Source organism: Mixta calida (assembly GCF_002953215.1).
Lineage (GTDB): Bacteria > Pseudomonadota > Gammaproteobacteria > Enterobacterales > Enterobacteriaceae > Mixta > Mixta calida.
Map to the genome: position 1 here is coordinate 2,175,585 of NZ_CP026378.1, position 19,760 is coordinate 2,195,344.

A 19,760-nucleotide genomic window follows, 5' to 3' on the forward strand; every position below is an offset into this window, starting at 1 on the left:
GAGAGACTGCAACTTTTGTACCAGCTCTGTAGCGGCCTGCGCGCCGCATTTGCGGCGGTTTGGCAATCCTTGTTGCGCCTGAACGGGGCAAGACGCGCTAAAACGGGGCGCGCGCTGAAACCTTTGTTTCAGCGTCGGCTCAGAATATCGAACAGCCTAACCGTTCGGAAAACAGCTCCAGCGCGGCGGTGCCCGCCAGCGAATTGCCGGAGGCGTCAAGTCCCGGCGACCAGACGGCGATCGTCATCTTGCCAGGAATGACGGCGATAATCCCGCCGCCGACGCCCGATTTGGCGGGCATGCCGACGCGCCAGGCAAATTCGCCCGCGCCGTCATACATGCCGCTGGTGATCAGCAGGGCATTGACCTGGCGCGTCTGGCGCACCGTCAGCATCGACGGCGCATCGCCGAGGGGGCGGCCCTGATTCGCCAGATAAAAGAAGCAGCGCGCCAGCTCCACGCAGCTCATCGACAGCGCGCAGTAGTGGAAATAGGTTTGCAGTACCGTCGGCACGTCGTTTTCAAAGTTGCCGAACGACTTCATCAGCCAGGCGATGGCGGCGTTGCGCGCGGAGTGATCGAACTCAGAGCGGGCGACGTGGCGGTCATAGTTGATGGACGGCTCGCCGCAGAGCTGGCGCACCACTTCCAGCATACGCTGACGCGGCGCGGTCAGGCGGGTTTCCAGCATATCGCAGATCACCAGCGCGCCGGCGTTGATAAAGGGATTGCGCGGCTTGCCGCGTTCCAGCTCCAGCTGCACCAAAGAGTTAAACGGCTGGCCCGACGGCTCTTTGCCGACGCGCTGCCAGATCTCCTGTTCCTGATAGCGCGTCTGCGCCAGCGTCAACGACAGCACCTTGGAGATGGACTGGATCGAGAAGCGTTCGTTAGCATCGCCCGCCTGATACAGCGCGCCGTCGTGTGTCAGCACGGCGATGCCGAGCGCGTCGGGCTCAACCTGCGCCAGCGCCGGAATGTAGTCGGCCACCTTTCCCTGACGGGTCAGCGGGCGCACCTGATGCAGGATCTCTTCCAGTAAAGCATTGCTGATTTCAGCCACAGCACTCATCTCCGTTACGTGAGCTAATGGCGCAGCATGATCGGGGCTTGTCGTCGCTTCGTCAACGGGCGGAGAGAAAAAGCGCGGCGTAAAAGGCGGGTAAAGGGCAAAAGCGCGCCGCCGACGCATAATGCGCGGCGGCGGCAGGCATCAGGAAGGGATGATGCGGTTTTCTTTCAGCTTATCAAACAGGGCGAAGAAGGCTTCGCGCGTCGAGCGGTAGCCGGTGAAGCCGGCGTTGCGGCTTTTGCTGATATCGGTAAATACCTCCATCGGGCGGCCCAGATCGGCATCGGTATGCCACCAGGAGGCCAGACGGGCAACGTCCGACTCGCGCAGCTGATATTTTTGCGCAATCTGCCGCCAGTCATCTTCGGCGGCCAGCATACGACCTTCCAGCGGCTGCATTTCGCCGGGGAACGGCGCGGCTTCGATGCCGAAGTAGTCGGCGATCTGCTGCCACATCCATTTCCAGCGGAAAACGTCGCCGTTCACCACGTTGTAATCTTCATTCTGCGCGGCGGGCGTGGTCGCCGCCCATTCCAGCTGTTCCGCCAGCAGCCCGGCATCGGTCATATCGGTGACGCCGTTCCACTGCGCTTCAGAGCCAGGGAAGATAAACGGCTTGCCGGTCTCTTTACAGATCGTGGCGTAGACCGCCAGTGTCTGGCCCATATTCATCGCATTGCCCAGCGCATAGCCGATAACAGTGTGCGGGCGATGCACGCTCCAGGTGCAGCCATATTTCTCGGCGGCGGCGAACAGCTCATCTTCCTGCGCATAGTAGAAGTTATCTACCGGCTGGCGCCCCTGTTCTTCGCGGAACGGGGTCATCGGCACGCTGCCTTTGCCGTAGGCGTCGAAAGGGCCAAGGTAGTGCTTCAGGCCGGTCACCAGCGCGACATGGCTGCCTTTCAGGCGATCGCCCAGCGCTTCCAGCACGTTGCGCACCATCGCGCCGTTAACGCGAATGTTCTCTTTTTCATTCGCCTGACGCGACCAGACGCTGAAAAAGATGCTGTCGAACCGCTGACCGTCCAGTGTTTCATTGACAGACTGCGCCGAGGTCAGATCGGCGGTAAGGGAGTGACAGCCCTGCGGTACCGGCGCGCGGCCGCGTGAAAGACCATAAACTTGCCAGCCGTCCGACTGTAGTTTTTCCGCCAGTGCGCTGCCAACCACGCCGCTGACGCCCACGATTAATGCTTTTTTACTCATTACGCCTCCTGTAACAGTTACTGATAAGCATAATGCGGAATTTAATTCTTATCTCAGGTATAAATTCACAAGATTTCAGAACAGGATTCACAAATCATGGTAGGGAACGATCTGCTGAAAGGCATTATGCCGTTTGTGGCGACGGTGGAAGCGGGCAGCTTCAGCGCCGCGGCGGGACGGCTGAATCTGACCAGTTCAGCCGTCAGTAAAAGCATCGCCAGGCTGGAGGAACGGCTGGGATCGCAACTGTTTGAGCGCACCACGCGCAGCCTGAAGCTGACCGACGCTGGCGAAGCCTACTATCAAACCTGCCAGCGCGTGGTCAACGAGCTGAGCGAGGCGGAGTCGGTGCTGGCGGCGCAGCGCACCCATACCGTCGGGCGGCTGCGGGTAGCGGTGCCGATGACCTTTGGCCGCACCCATGTGATGCCGGTGATCAACGCGTTTTGCCGCGAACATCCCGATCTGCATATCAATATGACCTTCGCGGATCGCTTCGTGGATCTGTTTGACGAAGGGGTGGATGTGGCGGTGCGCATCGGCGGCCCGGCGGACTATCCCGCCTCGCTGGGCGTGCGCCATCTGGGCAACGAGCGGCTGGTATTTTGCGCCTCTCCGGACTATCTGCGGCGTCACGGCACGCCGCAGCATCTCGATGCGTTACAGCAGCATCGCGCGGTCGCCTATGAACGGGTGGACGGCTCTACCACGCCGTGGCGCTTTATCGCCGCCGACGGACGCATTGCCAGCCGCACGGTTAATCATGCGCTGGCGTTCGGCGACAGCGAAGCGCAGCTGAGCGCGGTCTGCGCCGGGCTTGGCATCGCGCAGATGGCAACCTGGCTGCTTCAGGAGGCGGAACAGGCGGGAAGGGTAAAGATCATCCTGCCGCAGCTGGCGCTTGACGGCCTGCCGCTCTATCTGGTCTGGCCGCGCAAGAAGCAGCTGTTGCCGAAAGTGGATGCGCTGTTGCAGGCGTTCCGGCAGCTCACTATTCGCTAGCAGCCTGCGGCGATAAAGTCGCCGTTGGGACTGACCGGCACCACGGACAGAAACAGCACCAGGGCGAAAAACAGCAACAGCAGGCCGCCCGCCACGCGCGCCAGCGCCACCAGGCCATCGAGCCGCGCGGGCGTATCGCGTAGCCAGATTGCAGTGACGGTGTCACGCATACGGTTAACCGCCAGCGACAGCAGCAACAGGGAAAGTCCGGTGCCAAGCGCCATCGTCATCACCGCCAACATCCCCCAGCTCACAATGCCGATGGCGTTAGAGAAAAGCAGTACGGTAATTGCGCCGCTACAGGGACGCAAACCAATGGCGGCAATGACGCTCAGCCGCTCTTTCCAGTCCGCCGGCTGGCTGGTCGCAATATGATGATGACCGCAGCCGCAGGCGTCATGATGATGAACGTGCTTTGCCGAGGAACGAAACGCACGTAGTCCACGCAGCAGCAGCCAAAAGCCGAACGCGGCGATCAACAGGGCGCTGGCCTTTTCTAAATACCAGCGGCTGAGGCTGAGATCGCCCGCCACCAGGTTAAAGCCCACCGCCAGAATAAAGACAAACAAAATAGCGCTTACTCCCTGCAACAGTGAGCCCGCCAGCGGCACCGCGCGCAGTGCGCCGGATGAGGGCGCCTGCTGGGTGCTGAGCCAGGTGGTCACTACAAATTTGCCGTGTCCCGGCCCGACGGCATGCAGCACGCCATAAATAAAGGTAAAGAACAGCAGCCACAGCCCGCCGCCGTACTGCCCGTTATTGATTTGCAGCAGATGCAGCACCAGATAGCGGTGCAGCGTAATCTGCGTCGTCAGGCTCCAGGCGAGAAATGCGCTCCAGTGCCACCAACAGAAACCGGCCAGCAGCGTGAAAAGCACGGCGAGGATCGTCAGGCTCTGCCTGCCGGAAGGAAAAGATGAAAGGGAGCGCGTCAGCATAGAAAATCCTTAAGGTCAGCCTGACCACAGTATAGATGCAGAGCAGACGGGCCTGCCTGTTCCGCGCATGGGCTTTTCGCATGCCATAAAAAAACCGCCACGCAGGGCGGTTTCATCACAGGAAACGGGCAGGATTACCAGCCTTTAATAATATCGCCTTTATAGAGCTCGTTAGCTTTATCAAGCACTTCCTGCGACTGGAATGCCTGCTTCAGCTTCTGAATGTTCGGGCTGTCTTTATTATCTTCGCGCGCCACAATCGCGTTGACGTATGGGGAGGCTTTGCCTTCCATAAACATGCCGTCGCGCGAGGCGGAGAGATTAACCAGTGCCGCGAAATTGTTGTTGATAATCGAGAGATAGACCTGCGGATCGTCCAGCGTGCGCGCCAGCTGCGGCGTATCCACTTCGACAAACTTCAGTTTTTTCGGGTTGGAGGTAACGTCCAGCGTGGTCGGCAGCAGGCCCGCTTCAGGCTTAACGGTGATCAGTCCCTGCGCCTGTAATAACAACAGGCTACGGCCCAGCGTCGTCGCCTCGTTGGAGAGGGTGACCGTTGCGCCGTCCGGCAGCTCTTTCAGCGATTTAATCTTGCGCGAATAGCCTGCAATAGGGAAGACAAAGGTATGGGTGACTACGGCGAAGCGATAGCCGCGCTCTTTGGACTGCATCTCTAAATAAGGCAGACTCTGGAAGGCGTTGGCGTCCACATCCTTGTTAAACAGCGCTTCGTTAGGCTGTACATAGTCGTTAAACGCGATCACATCGACATCCAGCTTATATTTATCGTGCGCCACCTGCTTAACGGTTTCCCACAGCGCCTGATCCGGGCCAGTATTGATCGCCACTTTAATTTTGCTGTCTTCCTCTTTATTGCAGGCGCTGAGCAGAGTGACGGACGCCGCCAGAAGGGCCGTGAGCAGTGTTTTTTTCATTTATGGTGTTCCCTTATAAGTGTTAGGAAATCACTATAATATACATCCAGACGTCTGTACATCCGTGGAAAATGCGTTTGCTCAAAAATGCGCCGCCTGAATTTTAAGCGGTGAGGCCGCACAGATTCTTACCGTTGCGTCGGCGATCCGGCGGAAAAGCAGAGTAAAAGAAAAACCCCCGTCACGTTCTACGGGGGTTTTCTCTGATGAACAGTTACTGAGCCGCCAGCTTCATGCGCTTGCGACGATAGCGTTTCCATAAAGGCGGCACTAACAACACGGCGATGGCCAGCGCCAGCAACACCTTACAGATCAGGCTTTCCCACAAAATAGGCAGGTTGCCGTTGCTGATCGACAGCGCGCGGCGCAGGTTCTGTTCCAGCATTTCGCCCAATACAAAGCCCAGAATCAGCGGCGACATCGGGAAATCCATCTTGCGCAGGATATAGCCGAAGATGCCCAGTCCCACCATCAGCATCAGATCAAAGGTGGTGCTGTGGACCGCGTAAACGCCCACCGCAGAGATCGCGGCGATAGCCGGCACTAAAAACCACAGCGGAATGTTCAGCATCCGGGCAAAGACATTGATCATCGGAATATTCATAATCAGCAGCATCACGTTGCCGATTAACAGCGCGGCGATCAGGCCCCAGACAATATCAGGCTGCTCAACGAACATCGCCGGGCCGGGCGTGATGTTATACAGGGTTAGCGCGCCAACCATCACCGCCGTCGTACCTGAGCCGGGAATGCCCAGCGTTAACATAGGAATGAAAGAGCCGCAGGCTGAGGCGTTGTTGGCCGCTTCCGGCGCCGCGACGCCGCGAATATCACCCTTACCGAATTGATCGCTGCCGCTGATCTTTTTCTCGGTCATATAGGCGATAGCGCTGGCGATCGTTGCGCCTGCGCCAGGTAACACGCCGACAAAGAAGCCGATAAACGAGGAGCGTAGGGTGGCGCCGGTCGACATGGCCGCCTCTTTCATATTGAACATCATGCGTCCGCTGGCGCGCACCGCTTTCTGCCCGGTGCTGGTCGACTCCAGCATCAGTAAAATTTCGCTGACGGAAAACAGGCCGATCACGACCACCACAAACTGAATGCCGTCAGAAAGGTGGACGCTGTCAAAGGTAAAGCGGTAAACGCCGGTATTGGCGTCGACGCCGACCGTAGCCATGCTCAGCCCAATCAGGGCCGAAAGGAATGACTTCAGCGGATTATGGCTCATCATGCTGCCCAGGCAGGCGATGGCGAAGACCATTAGCGCGAAATATTCCGCCGGGCCGAACGCCAGCGACCAGCTTGCCAGCAGCGGCGCGAACAAAATAATGCCGATGATAGCGATGGTCGAACCGATAAACGAACTTACCGCCGAGATAGAGAGCGCTACGCCCGCTTTGCCCTGTTGCGCCATCGGATACCCATCCAGCGCCGTCATAATCGCGCCCGCATCGCCGGGCACGTTGAGCAGAATGGAGGAGATGCGGCCGCCATATTCACAGCCAAGATAGACGGTCGCCAACAGGATCAATGCCGTTTCCGCAGGAAGGTGCAGGGCGAAGGCCAGCGGCATCAGGATCGCCACGCCGTTGATAGGCCCCAGTCCCGGCAGCAGCCCCACAATGGTGCCGATAAAGCAGCCGATCAGCGCAATCAGCAGGTTTTCCGGCGTCAGCGCAACGCCGAAGCCCTGCATCAAAAAATACCAGGTATCCATAACGCTCTCCTTAACTCAGCCAGCTGCCGACCGGAAGTGTCACTTCCAGCAGCCTGTCAAAGGCATAAAATAACGCCACGCCCATTACCACGCCGGAAATCGCCGCCGCCCACCAACGCGCGCCGAACAGCAGGCCGATGCCAAACGTCAGCAGCGTAGTGCAAAGCGCGAAGCCCAGGGTTTCAAACAGCCAGCCGTAAATCATCATCATCACCGCCAGCGCCACTAAACGTTTAAACGTGCTGCGGGCGGGCCAGTGAATAACGTCGGGTTTGCGAAACAGCATCAGCAGAGCGCAGATCGCCATCAGACCAAGTATTCCCATAGGGAACGGGCGTGGGCCGACCGGTTCGTAACTGTATTCGCTATGAATTTGCCAGGCTACCACCATGCCGCCAAGGCAGAGCGCAAGCCACAGCGCTGCAAAAATACGATCGCTCATTATCTGCTCCGCTTATTTGGCCAGCCCAAACGATTTCGCTTTTTCGCGGTAATCCGCCACCTGCGTTTTTACGTAGCTGTCGAGCTCTTTGCCAAACAGGTTGAACTCAAACAGGCCGCGCATATCACGCTGCTTCTGGAATTCAGGGGTATTGACCAGCTTTTTAAAGGTCTCTTCCCACCACTGATAGTCGGCCTCGCTGACTTTCGGCCCCAGATAAAAGCCGCGGATAATTGGCCATTCGACGTCAAAGCCTTGCTCTTTGGCGGTCGGCACGCTGGCCAGCTTCCCTGGCAGGCGCTTATCAGACATGACCGCCAGCACGCGCAGCTTGCCGGCTTGCAGATGCGGCACCATTTCGCTCATATCGCCGGATACCACCTGAATATGGTTGCCGAGCAGGGCGGTGACCGGTTCGCCGCCGCCTTCAAAAGCGACATAGCGCATTTTGCGCGGATCGATGCCCGCCTTGCTGGCCAGCAGCGCGGTTTTCATCCAGTCCTGACTGCCAATCGAAGCGCCGGCGCCGACCACGACTTTGGTCGGATCATTTTTCATCGCCGTCATCAGCTCGCCCAGCGTTTTCCACGGGGCGTCATCACGGACCGCGACCATGCCGTAATCGGTGCCGACCGCAGCCAGCCACTTAACGTCATCGACGGAGTAGCGGCCAAATTTGCCCTGCGAGAGATTCAGCAGCGAGCCGCCTGAAAAGGCGACGACGGTGCCCGCTTCGGCCGGACGCTGCGCAATAATCGCGTTATAGGCCACTGCGCCCACGCCGCCGGGCATATAGGTAACGCGCATCGGCGAGGAGATCTGTTTCGTTTCCTGTAGCGAGACCTGTAGCAGCTTACAGGTCAGGTCGAAACCGCCGCCCGGTTTAGCGGGGGCGATACATTCGGTACGTGAGGGCGCTTCTGCCGCAAAGGCGGTTGAAACGGAAAGGGCCATCAGGGTTGAGGTCAGGGCCGTTATAATTTTCATCTTTCGCTCCATTCTTCTTCCAGAGTGTGATTACTGCCGAAAATTTATCGTTACCAAATTGTTAAAGCAGCTACCTTTCATTTACCTTTCATTACCCGGAATTAATGTCAGGATGTGATATGCGTCTCTTACTGGTTGAAGATACGGTTGAGCTGGCGCGTTGGTTACAGAAGGCGCTGACGCAAAAAGGATTTGCTGTCGATTGGGTGGCGAACGGCGTCGCGGCAGACCATATGCTGCATAGCGAGGAGTACGCTCTGGTAGTGCTGGATGTGGCATTGCCCCGTATGGATGGCCTTGAGGTACTCTCACGGCTGCGGCGGCGCGGACAAAATATGCCGGTACTGCTGTTGACCGCGCGCGGATCGCTGGACGACAGGGTGCGCGGCCTTAATCTCGGCGCTGACGATTATCTGACCAAGCCCTTCGAGCTGGATGAGCTTGAAGCGCGGCTGCGGGCGCTGCTGCGGCGTAGCCAGAATCATTCATCACAGCAACAGGCGCTGGGGCAGTTAGTCCTTGATGCCGAAGGCTATTTTCTGCTGGCCGAGAAGCCGTTGGCCCTTACGCCGCGAGAAAGCAGCATCCTGACGACGCTGATGCAGCGACGCGGCAGGCCGGTTTCACGGCAGCATCTTTATGAACAAACCTTTACGCTCGCTGATGATGTCAGCCCGGAAAGCATTGAACTTTATATACACCGGGTACGTAAAAAACTGGCGGGAAGTGATGTGGCAATCGTAACGCTGCGTGGCCTTGGCTATACGCTGGAAACGCTAACGTGAGGCTTATTCACTCTTTGCGCGGCGAACTGCTTGCCTGGCTCGGCGCGCCGCTGCTGCTGCTGTGGGGACTTTCGGTTTATACGCACTATCAAAGCGCTGTCCATGCGGCGAATCAGGCTTACGATCGCTCGTTACTGGCGTCGGCGCGAACCGTTGCTGAGCGGCTGGTGGTAAGAAATGGTCATATCGAAGTGGATGTGCCGTGGGTGGTGCTCGACAGTTTCGAGCGCAATATGAACGATCAGCTCTTTTATCAGGTGATTTCGCCGGAGGGCAAAACGCTGTCGGGCTACGACGATCTGCCAGCCATTCCGCCAGCCAGCGCGCCTTCAGAGCTCTATCCGGCGCTGGTGCATTTCTATGATGCGCGCTATCGCCAACAACGCATTCGGGTTGCCGCGCTCTGGCAGCCGGTGAGCGAGGAGGGCGTTAACGGCATGGCGCTGGTACTGGTGGCGGAAACGCTGAATTCCCGCCGCGCTTTTGCCGACGGTTTGCTGCATACCGCGCTGCTCAGCCAAACTTTTCTGGTTTTGGTGACGCTGCTGCTGGCGGGACTGATGCTGCGCCGGGTTTTGCGTCCACTGCGCCAGTTATCGCGTCTTCTGTCACGGCGCGACGGCAGTGAATTAACGCCGCTGCCTTCGTTGCCCTGGTCTGAACTGCAACCGTTGATTATCGCTTTTAACCGTTATCTTGAACGTTTGCGCAGCCTGCTGGCGCGGCAGGATCGTTTTAGCGCTGACGCCGCGCATCAGCTCCGCACGCCCCTGGCGATCCTGAAAACGCAGGTAGGCGTGGCGCTGAGCAGCGATCGTCCTGAACAGTGGCAGGAGAGTTTGCAGGGAATGCGGCATACGCTGGATGACACCATTCTGCTTACCGATCGGTTACTTCAGCTGGCGCGGATTAAGGCGCACCACGGCGAAGAACTGCCGCGCGTCAGCGTCGATTTAGCAGCAATTCTGCGTGACGCCTGTTTCAGCAGCTATACCGCCGCAAGAAATAAGCAGATCGACCTCGGCTATGAGGGGGATGAGAAATGTGCGGTATTTGGCGACGCGGTTTTACTTGGCGAACTGTGCGCGAATCTGCTGGATAATGCGATTAAGTATACGCCGGACGGCGGGGTCATTACGGCGCGTTTACAGGCGGGCAGGTTAGCGATCGAGGACAGCGGCCCAGGCATTTCCGGCACCGAGCAGGAAAAAGCCTTACAGCCGTTTTCCCGACTCGATCACGGCAGTACACAGCCCGGCGCGGGAATCGGTTTAGCTCTGGTGAAGGATATTTGCGCCTGGCACGGCGCGACGATGACGCTGGAACGTAGTCCGACGCTGGGCGGATTAAGGGTGGTGGTTACCTTTACAAGCTGACCTGGTTTCTACAAAAGGCAAACATGATTCAATTTATAGCTCAATATCAAATCCCAGAACTGTCCCTTTATGGATTTAAAATCGTTCATTGAATCATTAAGTTATTGCGAAGAAAGCAACAAATCATTAAATGTAAAACTGCTCGTCTGCCTGGCCCTGGCTGAGTATTTTAAGATTGGGCTAAGGTACGACGCGCAAAAGCGTTATAACAGCCTCACTGTATGGTCGCATTGCCAATGCAATAAAGTCATTTACAATCAGGAAATTACGGTATGGATACAGTCGAAGAGCTTAACAACACCTATTTTTCCATGGGGAATAAAGCTACCGTCTGTTATTGGTGGTTATCCACCTCATAAACTAAAAATTCTCATGGTTAGAAAAATTAGCACCTTTACTGGCAGGGCTATACCTGTGCTGGGCTGGATTATTCTGGCGTCTGATGTCTCACAAATAGCGTACCGTACAGTCAGGGATTACAACCGCATAGCCAGAGGAAACGATAAAATATGATAGATGCAGATGCTGTTGAAAAGCGGGTTTACGACATTGTCCGGCCGTGGAATGGACGCTCATGGCTGACATTTAAAATGCCTTCTTTAAATGGCGATACATCACTAAACCACACCATGAACATGGACGAAGAAGAGGCGCAGGATTTGCTTGATGAGATTTTTACTGAGTTTAATCTCAAACATGCCGATCTCGATTTCAGTATCTATTTTCCTGTGAAAAATCGTAAAGATGCAAAGCCACTGACCATCAACATGCTAATTGAATCTGCTAAAGCGGGTCGCTGGCTATATGATTAACTCAGTTGGAGAGCTGCTTTTCGCTCTCCGCTATAGCCTGAATAATGAACCACAAATAAACGTCAACTTTGAGCCTCCGTTACCTTGGTGCGCATAATGTATATTATGTTAAATTAGATATCAGCTTATGTACCCGCAAATAGCTACCTGTTTCCTTCCTATCCCTTTGCGTCTTATTGCCTGGTGATGCCTGCCTGGTTTTGGTTCTACGCCCAATCGACTGGCCCGTCGCCTGATTCTGCCCCGCTCCCGATCCTTTTAGCGGAACCCCATTAAACGTATAGGTGCAGCATCGACAATGCACCGTCACATCGCTGGCGCAAATGGCCGAATTCACCTTTTGGCGTTTTCCCGCTTCATCAACATAGAAGCCGTGGTAACGGGAAAAGGCTGACCAAGAATAAAAGCCTTTCAGTTCTGCCAGTTAATCATCTCGTCAAGGCCGGACAACAACGCTGGGAAGTAGCTCTCATCTATGCCAAAAGAATCTTTTACGATAACACTTTCCGCCGGATTTTCAGGCCTGAGCGTTAAATCCACTGCGACAGAATTTCCAGGCATAGGAACAAAATGCAAATTTAACTGATTTTCTGTGCTTTTAAAGATCACCTCAGGTGGTCTGCTCCCATCAATCAACCCCCGATAAAAAGAAACCATATTTCTTCTAAAATCAGTCAGTTCCCCGACACAAAATGATGCCTGATATTGTGTCTTCAACTCAGGAAGTTGATATTCAACGTATGTTCTTATCCAGTCATATTCAGGGGCTTCTGGGGTATTTTGCCTTTCGAATGGCGAAAGACGTAATATCCTTGAACCACTTACGATTTCTATCATAGTACCCCATCATTTATACACAAAATGAGTGATCGTCCAGTCCTTTTCACGAACCACGATTTCAAATTTAAAACGTTTATGTTAGTGAGATCGCGCTACGTGAATTTTGTGAACTTAACAGCACCATGCTCCTGCAAAATGAACGTAGACGCGCCAAAAAAAACAGACGTAACGGCGTGGTTTTCCGCCAGTAAATCCAGCCGGTCGATAAAGACCGGCCATATGACACGCAGTTTCAGCCCGTATCGAACGCGGCGGCTGAACAAACGACAAATTCGCTAACCGCTAACGCCAGCCCAGTTCCGGCGCGACCTGCGTTAATACCGCTTCAATCACATGAGCGCAGTAATCGACGCCAAGCTGATTGGGAATCGTCAGCAACAGCGTGTCCGCCTCGGCGATCGCTTCATCCTGCTTCAGCTGCGCGATCAGGCGTTCCGGTTCGGCGGCGTAGCTGCGGCCAAAGATGGCGCGCGTCTTCTCGTCCAGATAACCGACCTGATCGCCCTCTTCTCTGCTGGCGCCAAAATAAGCGCGGTCTTGATTATTGATCAACGGGAAGATGCTGCGACTAACCGAAACGCGCCCCACGCGCGCATGTCCCGCTTCCAACCAGGCGGCGCGCCAGGCGCGGATCTGTTTCGCCTGTTGAATATGAAACGCTTCGCCGGTTTCATCATCCTTCAGGGTCGAGCTTTGCAGATGCATGCCCAGCTTCGCCGCCCATATCGCCGTGGCGTTAGAACCCGATCCCCACCAGATACGCTCGCGCAGTCCTTCGGAAAACGGCTCCGGTCGTAGCAGTCCGGGCGGATTAGCGAACATCGGCTGCGGATTGGGTTTGGCGAATCCTTCGCCGCGCAATACGTCCAGCAATACTTCAGCATGGCGGCGTCCCATATCCGCATCGCTTTCGCCCTCCTGCGGCTGATAGCCAAAATAGCGCCAGCCGTCGATCACCTGCTCCGGCGAGCCGCGACTGATCCCCAACTGCAAACGTCCGTTGCTGATCAGATCCGCCACGCCCGCGTCCTCCGCCATATAAAACGGATTTTCATAGCGCATATCAATCACGCCGGTGCCGATCTCAATACGTTTGGTGCGTGCACCAATCGCCGCCAGCAGCGGAAACGGCGCGCTGAGCTGACGGGCGAAATGATGCACGCGAAACCAGGCGCCATCCGCGCCAAGTTCTTCAGCCGCGACCGCCAGCTCGATCGATTGCTGTAGCGCATCCGCCGCGCTGCGCGTCGCCGACTGGAACGAGGCTCCCCAGTGGCCAAACGACAGGAATCCGATTTTTTTCATGCTTTTACCCTTATCTGTAAGCGGCCGCCTGTTCAGGCGATAATCGTGTATGCATCAATTAACTTTAGCTATCTGCTGGCAGGAACGCACTCTGTTAACGCCACGATCTGAATGATGCGTAACAGCGAGTCAGCCGCTGGGCTGTACGACGTTATCGTCGGGTTTGGCGCAGGCTATTACCTCGGCGCCGTGCTCTATGAGCATCTGTAGCAGCCACCGATTGGCTGTTGCCCGCCCACAGCGGCTTTCATCACTGTTATGGATATTTGACGGAGTGTAAACTTTCGCTTACCCTGCGCAGCACTTAACGATAGCGAAGCTTAAATTCAGAGGAAGGCGTGAGGAATCGCACTTTTGGCAGTATTTTTATTGTTGCAGGCACCACCATCGGCGCAGGCATGTTGGCGATGCCGTTAGCCGCCGCTGGCGTGGGTCCCGGCGTCACGCTGCTGTTGCTGGTCAGCCTGTGGGCGTTAATGTGCTATACCGCGCTGCTTCTGGTTGAAGTTTATCAGCACGCATCGGCAGATACCGGCCTGGGTACCCTGACGCGCCGCTATCTTGGACGTCCGGGCCAGTGGCTGACCGGCTTCAGCATGCTGTTTTTGATGTACGCGCTGACGGCCGCCTATATCAGCGGCGCTGGCGAGCTGCTGGCGGCAAGCCTGAGCGAGTGGTTTTCCGTTTCCATCTCCACCAGCGGCGGCGTGCTGCTGTTTACGCTGATTGCCGGCAGCGTGGTCTGTATTGGTACGCATATGGTCGATATGTTCAACCGCGTGCTGTTCAGCGCCAAAATCATTCTGCTGGTTGTGATGCTGGCGCTGATGATGCCGCATATTCATCGTACCAATCTGCTGACGCTGCCGCTGGAAAAAGGGCTGGTGCTGTCGGCGATCCCGGTGATTTTCACCTCCTTCGGCTTTCACGGCAGCGTACCCAGCGTTATCAGCTATATGAATGGCGACCTGCGCAAGCTGCGCTGGGTCTTTATTACCGGCAGCGCGATCCCGCTGGTCGCCTATCTCTTCTGGCAGCTGGCGACGCTGGGCGCGATCAACGCCGACGCCTTTAGCGCCCTGCTCGCCCATCACGCCGGGCTGAATGGACTGTTACAGGCGATCCGTACCGTCGTCGCTTCGCCGCACGTTGAGCTGGCGGTCCATCTGTTTGCCGATCTGGCGTTGGCCACCTCGTTCCTCGGCGTCTCTTTGGGCCTGTTCGATTATCTGGCGGATCTCTGTAAGCGTAACGGTAACGTTACAGGCCGACTACAAAGCGGCCTGCTGACTTTTCTGCCGCCGCTCGCCTTCGCCCTGTTCTATCCGCAGGGTTTCGTGCTGGCGCTCGGCTATGCTGGCGTAGCGTTGGCGGTGCTGGCGTTAATCATTCCCGTGATGCTGGTATGGCGCAGCCGCAAGCAGCACGGCGTGGCGGCATACAAAGTGATGGGCGGCTCGCCCCTGCTGATATTGGTCTTTCTCTGCGGGATCGGCGTGATCGCTATTCAGGCGCTGATCGCGCTGGGTTGGCTGCCTGAGGTGGGATAATAAGGCCAGACCGGCAAAAATGCCTTCTGCCGCCAGGAAACCGGGTTAAAGGCCCGGTTTTTCACAGATGTGATAAAAAACGGGCCAATGGCCCGTTTATGCGTTAATCGCGCCGGCACGCGCTTCCAGCGGCGCATTTCGGCTTAATGAGCAAAGTCAGTGGCGTCGGAAGCCGTGCGCCAGGCTTCGAGATCCTGACGCGCAGCCCGCATCTTCTGTTCTGCAAGCGTGTTGGCAATGGCGCCAACAAACAGATGCACCGGCGGCGTCTCAGCGGTAGCCGTCTGCAAGATGAGCGCGGCCACCTTCTCAGGATCGCCCGCCTGTTTCCCGTCCAGGCTATTGAGATGAAGATCGAGTGAGGCCTGAGCCTCGGTGTAATCGGCTATCCTGTTGCGGGCAACGGCCAGACTCTCCTGAGATAAAAAGCCCGTCCGCACCGGCCCCGGATAAACGACGGTAGCCTTAATCCCCAATTCAGCCACTTCAGCCGCCAGCGTTTCCGTTATTCCGGCGATGGCGAATTTGCTGCCGACATAGCTGCCCCAACCCGCATAGCCACCCTGAAAGCCGACAATTGACGCCACGTTAAAGATGTGTCCGCTACGCTGACGTCGCAAATGCGGCAAGGCATAACGCAATACATGCAGCGGCGCGAAAACGTTAACGTCAAAGTTGCGCCGCAGTTCGTCATCGCTTAATGCTTCGATCGTGCCCTGCTGACCATAACCAGCGTTATTGACTACGCGGTCAATGCGGCCAAACTTGCTGATAGCTTTCTCTATGGCCGTTCGCACGCTCGACTCATCGCAAAGATCGACTTCCAGCGCCAGCAGGGTCGCGCTCTCTTTACCCAGCGCCTGTTGCAAGCTGGCAAGGGTGCGCGATGTGGCGACCACGGCGTCTCCCTGGGCCAGCGCCTGACGCGCCAGCGACAGTCCGATACCGCGTGCGGCGCCAGTGATAAACCAGACGTTGACGTTATTTGATGGATTCATACGCGTTATCTCCTGCACACATTAATAGGGGCTGGCGGTAGGACGCACAATGATTTCACTGACGTCGACGCCGTCCGGCTGCTCAACGGCATAGCCAATCGCCTGGGCGATAGCCTGCGGCGGCAGCGCGACGCGGCGAAACTCGCGCATGGCGTCGCGCGCCACGTCGTCGGTGATGTGATCCGCCAGTTCCGACTCCACCACGCCCGGACAGATAACCGTCACGCGCAGGTAATCGCTCTCCTGACGCAGCCCGTCGGAAATCGCCCATACGGCATATTTACTGGCGCAGTAGACCGCCGCAGTCGGGGAAACCGCATGGGCGCCGATAGAGGCAATATTGATCACCTGCCCCTGTTTCTGCCGCTCCATGACCGGCAGTACCGCTGCGATGCCGTGCAGTACACCTTTGATATTGACGTCGATCATCTGATTCCATTCATCGATTTTCAGCGCCGAGAGCGGCGAAAGCGGCATCACGCCAGCGTTATTCACCAGCACATCGATTTTCCCGTATTTCTCCATGGCGAAATCGGCCATCTTCTGCACGCTGTGCGGCTGGGTAACGTCCAGTTCAAGCGTATCGATAGTCGCGCCCTGCGCCCGCAGCTCATCGCACAGAGCGGCAAGCCGATCGGTGCGGCGCGCGCCGGCGATCAGCCTATGCCCCTGTAAGGCCAGATGTCGGGCCGTCGCCTCGCCAATACCGCTGCTGGCGCCGGTCAGTAAAATAACTTTGGATGCGTTTACGTCGTAAGATTTCACAGGCAGATCCTCCAGGTTTTACATGCCGGAGCCGGTAGCGGCGCCGGGTGTGTGGAACTGAGTGAAAGCTTAGAGCCGCAGAGCAGGATGAAACAGGTCGATACCTATGGCATCATTGCCTAATCCTATAGAGATGATTATTTTTAAAACGCTCTGTGCCATAATCATTGCATGTTTATGTCATCAACGGGTTACGTGCGCCATGTTTGTTCCTGCCTCCGTTCAGCAAAAAGAGATGATCGATCTGATTAAGCAGCTTGCGCCCCATGAAGGCTATACGCGCACGCTGCTGGAAAGCGTGCGCCTGATGCGCGCCGATCATCCTTTAGGGCGCACGCCGGTGCTGTATGAGCCGAGCATTGTGATCGTCTGTCAGGGAAGCAAGCGCGGTTATGTGGCGGACAGGATCTTCTCCTATGACGCCCAGCACTATCTGGTGCTGTCGGTGCCCTTGCCTTTTTCGACCGAAACCTTCGCCAGCAAAGAGGAGCCGCTGCTGGCGATTTCAGTGCGGCTCAATATGACCTCGATAGCGGATCTGGTATTAGAGGTCGATCGACAGGCCAGCGGCGCGATGGCCGATCCGATGGGGATTGTGTCCACGCCGCTTGACGGCGCGCTTGCCGACACCGCTCTGCGCCTGCTGCGGGCGCTGACCGATTCTCTTGAGGCGCGAGTGCTGGGGCCGGGAATTGTCAGAGAGCTTTGCTTTCGCGTCCTGACCGGCGTACAGGGCGGCGCAATACGGGCCGCCTTAGCCAGTCACGGCAGCTTTGGCCGCATCGCGCGCGCCCTGAAGCGCATTCATGACGACTATGCGCAGGCGCTGGATGTCGGTCTGCTGTCGGGCGAAGTGGGCATGAGCATTCCCACCTTCCACGCCCATTTTAAAACCGTCACCGGCACTTCGCCCGTACAGTACATAAAATCGGTTCGCCTGCACCAGGCGCGGCTGCTGATGATCCGCGATAACCTGACGGCGGCGGGCGCGGCCGTGCGCGTCGGTTATGAAAGCCCTTCGCAGTTCAACCGGGAGTTCAAGCGCACCTTCGGGCGAACGCCCGGCGAAGAGGCGCGCGAAATGAAAATGCTTTTTGCGCTGATGCCGATAACGCAGCTGGAAGGCATTGCCGCCACCCACTAGCGACGGGCGCGTTAGCGGACGGGGGTGACAGACAGGATGGCGTCAATAAAAGGCAGGCAAAAAAACGGAGGCCGCAGCCTCCGCATCTTTAACGGCGGAATTATTTATCTTTGCCGAAGCCCTGCTTCACCAGCGCAGGCAGCACGTCCGGGAAGTAGATGTTTTTGTAGTAGTTGGCTACGGTATGGCTCCAGTTCTCGCCGCCATCGCGGTTGATGGTTTTCCAGTGCTGTTCCAGCTCGTCGTTGAACTGAGCAATCTGTTCCACCATACCTTCAGTCTGATATTTCTCTTCATGACGGAAAGTAGAGAGCGGCAGACGCGGCTTCAGGTCGGCAGGACGATCGACATAGCCCAGCGCCATACCCACCAGCGGGAACGTCAGCGGCGGCAGATTGAACAGCTCAATAAACGCCGCCGGACTTCTTCTCATACCGCCGATCGGCACCACGCCGAGGCCCTGCGCGCGCGCCGCCGCCATCGCGGACGCCAGCGCAATGCCGACATCGGTGCTGCCGGAGACGATGCTTTCAATACTTTCGTGGGCGATCTGCTGTTCGCCAATCAGCGCCATCGCTTCACGGGTTTTATGCATATCCAGCACAAAAGTAATAAAGACCGGCGCCTGCGCGATCCAGGGCTGGCCGCCTGCCAGCTCGGCGATTTTCGCTTTGGTCGCTTTGTCGCGCGTGACGATCACCGACACCTGCTGCGAGTGAACCGAGGTCGGGGCGCGGTACGCAGAAAGGATAATGTCATCCAGAACGGCATCAGGAATTGCTTTATCAAGATAGCTACGATCGCTGCGATGAGTGATCAGTGTTTCAATAACCGGATTCATTATTCCTCCTCTGGTGTTAAATCCTGCCGGATTGTAGAGGAGCCCTTTCTGCGCAGCTTGCCACTCTGTGCCGTCCCGGCGTTAAAACGCCGAAGGCATCTCCCTGAGCGCGGGCGGCCAGTCGCCGGGCCAGACATAATGATCTTTCAAAATGCGGCTGCTGTAATCCAGGCAGATACGCAGGGGCAGATCGGGATAGAGGCGATCCATATTTTGCTGAAGCGCTTGCGCATCGGCCGACAATGCCAGCTGCGCAAAGAAATCGTCAATGTAGCGACGGGTAAAATCGATGGCCGACGGCAACAGATGCAGGGAAGATGAGGAGTGCCCTGGGATAACCACATCCGGCCTCATTTCTTTCAGCCGCTCCAGCGTATTAAGCCATTGCTGCAAACGTTCAGGCGTACGCATATCCGCCAGCCAGACGTGACAATCGGAAAAGACCAGGTCGGAAGCAATAAGCGTTCGGGTTGTGGGTATCCACAGTGGCGCAATTTCAATGCAGTCGCCACACATGATGCCCGGAATTTCTATCGCCTGACCTTCCAGCCAGATAACGGAATCTTCCAGCCTTTCGGCGGTAAACTTAATCGTTGCGCCATTTTTTTGCAGTATCGTTTTGCCCCAGTAAGCGATTTTGAAATCCCAGGCGTCGTTAATGGCATCCGCTATCTGCCGGTAGGCGACAATACGCGCCTCTGGCCAAACCTGTTTGATAACTTCAATGCCCAGATAGTGATCGGGATGAAGGTGCGTAATAAATATTGTCGTCAGCTCTCGCTTCAGTTCCAGCAGTTCGGCTACCAGCCGGTGCGCATTAGCCAGGGTAAACTGCGCATCAACCAGTATCGCCTGACGCTCGCCGTAAATAAGGGTAGAGGTGACGCCAAAGCCATCATTTTGATCGCTACTCAGGAAAACTTTTGTTTGGGGCTGAACATGTTTCACGCTATACCTCCTTTTAATAATTGTTTTCCATCTTAATTAACTCACCCGTCGAATAAATTTAATAGTGGATAATCATTCATTTCGTTTAGGG

At 56.6% G+C, this 19,760-nt stretch carries 20 protein-coding genes; 7 read left to right on the forward strand and 13 right to left on the reverse strand.

Annotation, left to right across the window (positions count from 1 at the left end; genetic code table 11):
* Positions 1 to 139: 139 nt before the first annotated feature.
* Positions 140 to 1,063 (reverse strand): glutaminase B, encoded by a 924-nt coding sequence (gene glsB, locus C2E16_RS10295; RefSeq protein WP_244947395.1) that lies wholly within the window; start codon positions 1,061 to 1,063, stop codon positions 140 to 142.
* Positions 1,064 to 1,213: 150 nt separating this feature from the next.
* The gene (locus C2E16_RS10300) at positions 1,214 to 2,281 is read right to left on the reverse strand and encodes an SDR family oxidoreductase (protein ID WP_084970114.1); all 1,068 of its coding nucleotides are present in this window, start codon (positions 2,279 to 2,281) and stop codon (positions 1,214 to 1,216) included.
* Between the two features lie 96 nt (positions 2,282 to 2,377).
* On the opposite strand from C2E16_RS10300, the gene C2E16_RS10305 reads away from it, so the two are divergent.
* Positions 2,378 to 3,283: a LysR family transcriptional regulator gene (locus C2E16_RS10305; RefSeq protein ID WP_103790985.1), complete on the forward strand. Its 906-nt coding sequence runs from the start codon at positions 2,378 to 2,380 to the stop codon at positions 3,281 to 3,283.
* Here the strand turns inward: C2E16_RS10305 and C2E16_RS10310 are convergent.
* The 5 genes from C2E16_RS10310 to C2E16_RS10330 form a co-directional block, all read right to left on the reverse strand.
* Positions 3,280 to 4,221 carry a nickel/cobalt transporter gene (locus tag C2E16_RS10310; protein ID WP_084970113.1) on the reverse strand — a complete coding sequence of 314 codons (942 nt, stop codon included), beginning with the start codon at positions 4,219 to 4,221 and terminating at the stop codon, positions 3,280 to 3,282. The genes C2E16_RS10305 and C2E16_RS10310 overlap by 4 nt on opposite strands.
* Positions 4,222 to 4,355: 134 nt before the next feature.
* Complete coding sequence (locus tag C2E16_RS10315) at positions 4,356 to 5,156, reverse strand: MetQ/NlpA family ABC transporter substrate-binding protein (RefSeq protein WP_038626175.1); 801 nt, start codon at positions 5,154 to 5,156, stop codon at positions 4,356 to 4,358.
* A gap of 214 nt (positions 5,157 to 5,370) precedes the next feature.
* Positions 5,371 to 6,876 carry a tripartite tricarboxylate transporter permease gene (locus C2E16_RS10320; protein WP_038626173.1) on the reverse strand — a complete coding sequence of 502 codons (1,506 nt, stop codon included), beginning with the start codon at positions 6,874 to 6,876 and terminating at the stop codon, positions 5,371 to 5,373.
* Positions 6,877 to 6,886: 10 nt separating this feature from the next.
* Positions 6,887 to 7,318 carry a tripartite tricarboxylate transporter TctB family protein gene (locus tag C2E16_RS10325; protein WP_038626172.1) on the reverse strand — a complete coding sequence of 144 codons (432 nt, stop codon included), beginning with the start codon at positions 7,316 to 7,318 and terminating at the stop codon, positions 6,887 to 6,889.
* Positions 7,319 to 7,330: 12 nt separating this feature from the next.
* A complete protein-coding gene (locus C2E16_RS10330; RefSeq protein WP_038626171.1) occupies positions 7,331 to 8,317 on the reverse strand; it encodes a Bug family tripartite tricarboxylate transporter substrate binding protein in 987 nt (328 codons plus the stop codon).
* A gap of 107 nt (positions 8,318 to 8,424) precedes the next feature.
* Here C2E16_RS10330 and tctD point away from each other — a divergent pair, with 107 nt between their 5' ends.
* The 4 genes from tctD to C2E16_RS10350 all read left to right on the forward strand — a co-directional run bounded on the left by tctD (position 8,425) and on the right by C2E16_RS10350 (position 11,278).
* Positions 8,425 to 9,090 (forward strand): transcriptional regulator TctD, encoded by a 666-nt coding sequence (gene tctD / locus C2E16_RS10335; protein ID WP_038626170.1) that lies wholly within the window; start codon positions 8,425 to 8,427, stop codon positions 9,088 to 9,090.
* Entirely contained in the window at positions 9,087 to 10,466 is a 1,380-nt protein-coding gene (locus tag C2E16_RS10340; protein WP_038626169.1) for a sensor histidine kinase, read from the forward strand. The genes tctD and C2E16_RS10340 overlap by 4 nt, the downstream gene beginning before the upstream one ends.
* Positions 10,467 to 10,535: 69 nt before the next feature.
* Positions 10,536 to 10,979, forward strand: coding sequence for a hypothetical protein (locus C2E16_RS21125; protein ID WP_244555271.1), 444 nt, complete (start codon positions 10,536 to 10,538; stop codon positions 10,977 to 10,979).
* Entirely contained in the window at positions 10,976 to 11,278 is a 303-nt protein-coding gene (locus C2E16_RS10350; RefSeq protein WP_084970112.1) for a DUF1493 family protein, read from the forward strand. The genes C2E16_RS21125 and C2E16_RS10350 overlap by 4 nt, the downstream gene beginning before the upstream one ends.
* 411 nt (positions 11,279 to 11,689) lie before the next feature.
* Here the strand turns inward: C2E16_RS10350 and C2E16_RS10360 are convergent, their stop codons facing one another.
* A complete protein-coding gene (locus C2E16_RS10360) occupies positions 11,690 to 12,115 on the reverse strand; it encodes a WapI family immunity protein (RefSeq protein ID WP_084970111.1) in 426 nt (141 codons plus the stop codon).
* A 285-nt stretch (positions 12,116 to 12,400) separates the two neighbouring features.
* Positions 12,401 to 13,423, reverse strand: coding sequence for an LLM class flavin-dependent oxidoreductase (locus C2E16_RS10365; protein WP_038626163.1), 1,023 nt, complete (start codon positions 13,421 to 13,423; stop codon positions 12,401 to 12,403).
* Between the two features lie 338 nt (positions 13,424 to 13,761).
* Between C2E16_RS10365 and tyrP the strand changes: the two genes are divergently transcribed.
* Entirely contained in the window at positions 13,762 to 14,973 is a 1,212-nt protein-coding gene (gene tyrP, locus C2E16_RS10370; protein WP_038626161.1) for a tyrosine transporter TyrP, read from the forward strand.
* Between the two features lie 143 nt (positions 14,974 to 15,116).
* Here tyrP and C2E16_RS10375 read toward each other — a convergent pair whose 3' ends face one another.
* Together C2E16_RS10375 and C2E16_RS10380 are read right to left on the reverse strand one after the other, a co-directional pair.
* Positions 15,117 to 15,971 carry an SDR family oxidoreductase gene (locus C2E16_RS10375; protein ID WP_104951491.1) on the reverse strand — a complete coding sequence of 285 codons (855 nt, stop codon included), beginning with the start codon at positions 15,969 to 15,971 and terminating at the stop codon, positions 15,117 to 15,119.
* A 21-nt stretch (positions 15,972 to 15,992) separates the two neighbouring features.
* Positions 15,993 to 16,736 carry an SDR family oxidoreductase gene (locus C2E16_RS10380; protein WP_038626157.1) on the reverse strand — a complete coding sequence of 248 codons (744 nt, stop codon included), beginning with the start codon at positions 16,734 to 16,736 and terminating at the stop codon, positions 15,993 to 15,995.
* A 202-nt stretch (positions 16,737 to 16,938) separates the two neighbouring features.
* Here C2E16_RS10380 and C2E16_RS10385 point away from each other — a divergent pair, with 202 nt between their 5' ends.
* The gene (locus C2E16_RS10385) at positions 16,939 to 17,880 is read left to right on the forward strand and encodes an AraC family transcriptional regulator (RefSeq protein ID WP_244555268.1); all 942 of its coding nucleotides are present in this window, start codon (positions 16,939 to 16,941) and stop codon (positions 17,878 to 17,880) included.
* 100 nt (positions 17,881 to 17,980) lie between these two features.
* On the opposite strand, the gene C2E16_RS10390 is transcribed toward C2E16_RS10385, so the two are convergent.
* Together C2E16_RS10390 and C2E16_RS10395 are read right to left on the reverse strand one after the other, a co-directional pair.
* Positions 17,981 to 18,721, reverse strand: a complete 741-nt coding sequence (locus C2E16_RS10390) for a nitroreductase family protein (protein WP_038626153.1) — start codon at positions 18,719 to 18,721, stop codon at positions 17,981 to 17,983.
* A gap of 81 nt (positions 18,722 to 18,802) precedes the next feature.
* A complete protein-coding gene (locus C2E16_RS10395) occupies positions 18,803 to 19,669 on the reverse strand; it encodes an MBL fold metallo-hydrolase (protein WP_084970109.1) in 867 nt (288 codons plus the stop codon).
* Positions 19,670 to 19,760 lie beyond the last annotated feature (91 nt).

Excerpts from the sequence above, each read along its gene's own strand:
- C2E16_RS10385 (WP_244555268.1), top strand. The coding sequence starts at position 16,939 with ATGTTTGTTCCTGCCTCCGTTCAGCAAAAAGAGATGATCGATCTGATT.
- tctD (WP_038626170.1), top strand. The coding sequence starts at position 8,425 with ATGCGTCTCTTACTGGTTGAAGATACGGTTGAGCTGGCGCGTTGGTTA.
- C2E16_RS10390 (WP_038626153.1), bottom strand. The coding sequence starts at position 18,721 with ATGAATCCGGTTATTGAAACACTGATCACTCATCGCAGCGATCGTAGC.
- C2E16_RS21125 (WP_244555271.1), top strand. The coding sequence starts at position 10,536 with ATGGATTTAAAATCGTTCATTGAATCATTAAGTTATTGCGAAGAAAGC.
- C2E16_RS10315 (WP_038626175.1), bottom strand. The coding sequence starts at position 5,156 with ATGAAAAAAACACTGCTCACGGCCCTTCTGGCGGCGTCCGTCACTCTG.
- C2E16_RS10350 (WP_084970112.1), top strand. The coding sequence starts at position 10,976 with ATGATAGATGCAGATGCTGTTGAAAAGCGGGTTTACGACATTGTCCGG.
- C2E16_RS10365 (WP_038626163.1), bottom strand. The coding sequence starts at position 13,423 with ATGAAAAAAATCGGATTCCTGTCGTTTGGCCACTGGGGAGCCTCGTTC.
- C2E16_RS10330 (WP_038626171.1), bottom strand. The coding sequence starts at position 8,317 with ATGGAGCGAAAGATGAAAATTATAACGGCCCTGACCTCAACCCTGATG.
- C2E16_RS10360 (WP_084970111.1), bottom strand. The coding sequence starts at position 12,115 with ATGATAGAAATCGTAAGTGGTTCAAGGATATTACGTCTTTCGCCATTC.
- C2E16_RS10305 (WP_103790985.1), top strand. The coding sequence starts at position 2,378 with ATGGTAGGGAACGATCTGCTGAAAGGCATTATGCCGTTTGTGGCGACG.
- C2E16_RS10310 (WP_084970113.1), bottom strand. The coding sequence starts at position 4,221 with ATGCTGACGCGCTCCCTTTCATCTTTTCCTTCCGGCAGGCAGAGCCTG.
- C2E16_RS10300 (WP_084970114.1), bottom strand. The coding sequence starts at position 2,281 with ATGAGTAAAAAAGCATTAATCGTGGGCGTCAGCGGCGTGGTTGGCAGC.
- C2E16_RS10325 (WP_038626172.1), bottom strand. The coding sequence starts at position 7,318 with ATGAGCGATCGTATTTTTGCAGCGCTGTGGCTTGCGCTCTGCCTTGGC.
- C2E16_RS10375 (WP_104951491.1), bottom strand. The coding sequence starts at position 15,971 with ATGAATCCATCAAATAACGTCAACGTCTGGTTTATCACTGGCGCCGCA.
- C2E16_RS10320 (WP_038626173.1), bottom strand. The coding sequence starts at position 6,876 with ATGGATACCTGGTATTTTTTGATGCAGGGCTTCGGCGTTGCGCTGACG.